The sequence below is a fragment of the Microcoleus sp. B7-D4 genome, from assembly GCF_036705125.1.
In the GTDB taxonomy this organism is placed as follows: domain Bacteria; phylum Cyanobacteriota; class Cyanobacteriia; order Cyanobacteriales; family Microcoleaceae; genus Microcoleus.
On the sequence record NZ_JAUBTT010000221.1, the window covers coordinates 1 to 3,184 of the forward strand.

Consider the following 3,184-nt stretch of genomic DNA (forward strand, 5'->3'; position numbering starts at 1 on the left):
GCCTGCACCCGTAGCGATGAAGCTTTTGATCCCAATTCCAGCAGCAGAGAGCGGTAGAATGTCAATTGTTCTATCCCTTCTTTCGCCGTCAAATCTGCCCAGCGTAACGCTTGGGGCAATTGGTCTTCCACCCCCGTCTCCTGCGCCATCTTGAGAAATAGCAGGTAAGTCAGTTCAGTGACGTATTGCAGGTAAGTAATGCCGTCATCCCGCAGGACGTGGCACAAGCTCCAGAGTTTTTGGACAATATCAGTTGTTGTGTTCACTTGGTTCTTTTTGTCAAAATACAACTATTTTAATTAAGAGTTTTAGTCAAAATAATGGAGCTTTATCTCTCCAGTTTCTAGCAACTCTTTGAGAGAGAGGATAGGGGCATAATACATAGAACTATTCCAGTTGTTTAACCAGCATATAATCATGTGACAGTGAGCTGATTCTTGGTGGTGTTTATGTTCTATATAGTTTTGACTCTCATACTCAAACTCTATATCCAAAGTCCTTGTAAGTTCTGATTTTCCCTGCTCCAAAAACTCAATTCGTGCATCAGGAAATGGATTCCTTACATAAATTATTCTTGAGAAGCTGTATGTATTCTCTTTATTGGACCAAGGGAACTTAAAATCAAATTCCATTTTCTTGATCAAATGAAATATTGTACAAAAGAAAGCTACGAGTCCTTGTTCATCTATAGGTTCTTTCGGGTGCAAATTATTTAGTTCGGAAAAATATACGCTATTAATATCTATTTCTCCTCTAGGAGGCTTTTGTATAAGACTTCGGCTGTTTTTTAGCCTACTGCTAATATAATCATCTAGAATTATATTTTTTATGGTTTCAGAAGAAAAATCTTGCGATGAGTTTAATATGGAGTCTACAACCCTACTAATATCTTCAGAACGATAAAGATTTTTTAAAGTTTTTTTTGTTTGAACCTGCTTTTTAAATTCGATTTCTATAGAACTCATTGCATCTAGCACTTTGATTCTCATTACTGGTTCTACCCCGACTAAAGTATAGAGATGTTCGAGAAGCATACTATTATTGTTCTCTATATATTTCCAGTCAATTGTTTTATAGATATCTATATATTTTTCAACTTGTTTTTTTGAAAAATCTAAATCTAGTTCTTGTGCGATAAAAGTATGAAAATCATCTAAGTTTTCGTAATAATCTTGCCTGAAGAATTGTTTATTAAATTTATCGCAAAGGTAATTTTCTAGCCAAAACAAGTAATTTTTGCTAGTTAAAAGTTCGGTTAAAAGTTCTCCCTGCTTCCATGCTTTTCTTGGTGACGGGCGATTAGTAAGATTTTTCAATTGTTCAATTATTTTTTTCAGCTCTACATTATCATTGTTATTCATATTATTTTTGTTCTATTTCTTTATTTTCAAAGATTCTTGACTGAATTTTTGTAGATTCTCGCCTAACTAGCTGACTGCCAAAGTTCTTCGCTAATCTGATTCAAAATTTCCTCCAATTGCCCGTCAAAAGCTCGATTCAACCGTTCAAATCCCCCACCTTGCGCCTTAAATTCTCCCCGGTCAAAAGCATCCCGGTCTACAATCACCTCTGTTTTCAACTGCTGACCAATCCGCTCCAACCACTTGCGCTGCGGTGCAGTCCAACTACGACGCGCTAAGATTTTCTTCATCGCCTTATCTACTCGTTCTCCATAAGGCACCAACGCATCTCCCAACGCCGCCTGCCGGATAAACCCGATAATCGAAGCAGCAATATCCTCATTTGTCATCTCCCGCCACGCCACTTGCAGGTTAGTTTCTGAGAACCCCAGCCCATCCAACAACAGACGCAGTTCCTTGAGTTGCGCCCTGGTCAAGTCACGCGGACGCTGAGTCACCACCAACAGCGCCGGAATATTATTCAAATTCTCCCGCAAAAAGGCTCTAAAGCCATCCAAATAGTCTTGCGGTCGTTCGGCATCCCCATAGCCTCGTTCCACACTCCTCAACACATCCTGATGGCGGGAAATGAGAACTGCTTGCATCCCGCCATCCCGTCGGTCTAACATTTGGGCAATTTCTTTTCTATCCCGTAACCACTGCGCCGCCTCACTGGGGCTAGATTCGCGTAAATGGCTTACCATGCCCTCAACAGGCATTCCCGCCAGCGTTTCAATTGCCTCCTTGCTGTCATCCGAGAGCGATCGCTTTTTGCGCTGCAACTTCGCCAACAGTTCATCAATAATACTCTTAATCGCCGCCGAGTCTTGTACCGTTCCCAACTCATCGACCAACTGGCTAAATGAAAAATCGGGCTTATTGACCACAGGCTTCATTTCGGACACATTTGAGATGGCGGTATAGATATCTACCGCATCAAACACCCGAAACACCTCTTTGCCAATCTCGTCACACAGTCGAGTCGCCCGCCCTAACATCTGTTCGTAAAGTATCCGGGAATTTACCCGCCGCATAAACACCACGTTACATATTTCTGGGACATCAATCCCCGTCGTCAACAAATCTACTGTCACCGCAATTTTGGGATTGACCTCATTTTTAAAGCGGCCAATCAACTGCAACGGCTTATCGGCATTCCCGGTAATTTTCAGCACCGAGTCATCTTCGACGCTACCATACTCGTTTTCCAAAGCAATTTTCAATTGATCAACCACAATATCGGCATGATTGGTATTGACGCAGAAAATCAGAGTTTTTCCAGGTAATGCAGGGTCAATATTTTCCGCTAAATACTCACAAACCACTCGGTTAAACTCTTGCGTTACCACCCGTTTATTAAACTGCTCAACATCAATGCGGACAGTATCCGGTGCATGAACTAAATCTAGCTGCCCTGTTTTGGGGTCAAAAAACTCCATCTGGTCGCCTGGATTCCAGACAATACCATCTTCAGAAAGCGCCGTCTTAATCCGATAGGGCGGTTCGTGGTCAATCAACCAGCCATCAATCACCGCTTCCCGATAGCTGTAAGTGTAAACAGGTTCTCCAAAGATGTGCGTCGTGTGTAGTGCTGGAGTTGCCGTCAGACCAATCTTCACCGCATCGAAGTAATCCAACACCCGTCGATACTTCGATATGTACTCGTTAAAGTCCCGAAACGTCAATTCTGTTTCGCTCAACTCTTGGTCAAGCAAATACCCCCGATGGCACTCATCCACCACAATGCAGTCATACTGGTCAACGGTTAGGATAGTCGTTTCATC

Annotated in this window: 3 protein-coding genes; all 3 read right to left on the bottom strand. The window is 42.3% G+C overall.

Translation table 11 applies throughout. The features are described 5' to 3' along the window. On the bottom strand, positions 1–266 hold a 266-nt coding region (locus QUB12_RS36895; RefSeq protein WP_333311045.1), incomplete at its 3' end, for a type I restriction-modification system subunit M N-terminal domain-containing protein. A 42-nt stretch (positions 267–308) separates the two neighbouring features. Further along, positions 309–1,361, bottom strand: coding sequence for a hypothetical protein (locus tag QUB12_RS36900; RefSeq protein WP_333311048.1), 1,053 nt, complete (start codon positions 1,359–1,361; stop codon positions 309–311). Between the two features lie 62 nt (positions 1,362–1,423). Further along, positions 1,424–3,184 (bottom strand): type I restriction-modification system endonuclease (gene hsdR, locus QUB12_RS36905; RefSeq protein ID WP_333311049.1); only part of this gene is annotated, 1,761 nt, incomplete at its 5' end.

Excerpts from the sequence above, each read along its gene's own strand:
- QUB12_RS36900 (WP_333311048.1), bottom strand. The coding sequence starts at position 1,361 with ATGAATAACAATGATAATGTAGAGCTGAAAAAAATAATTGAACAATTG.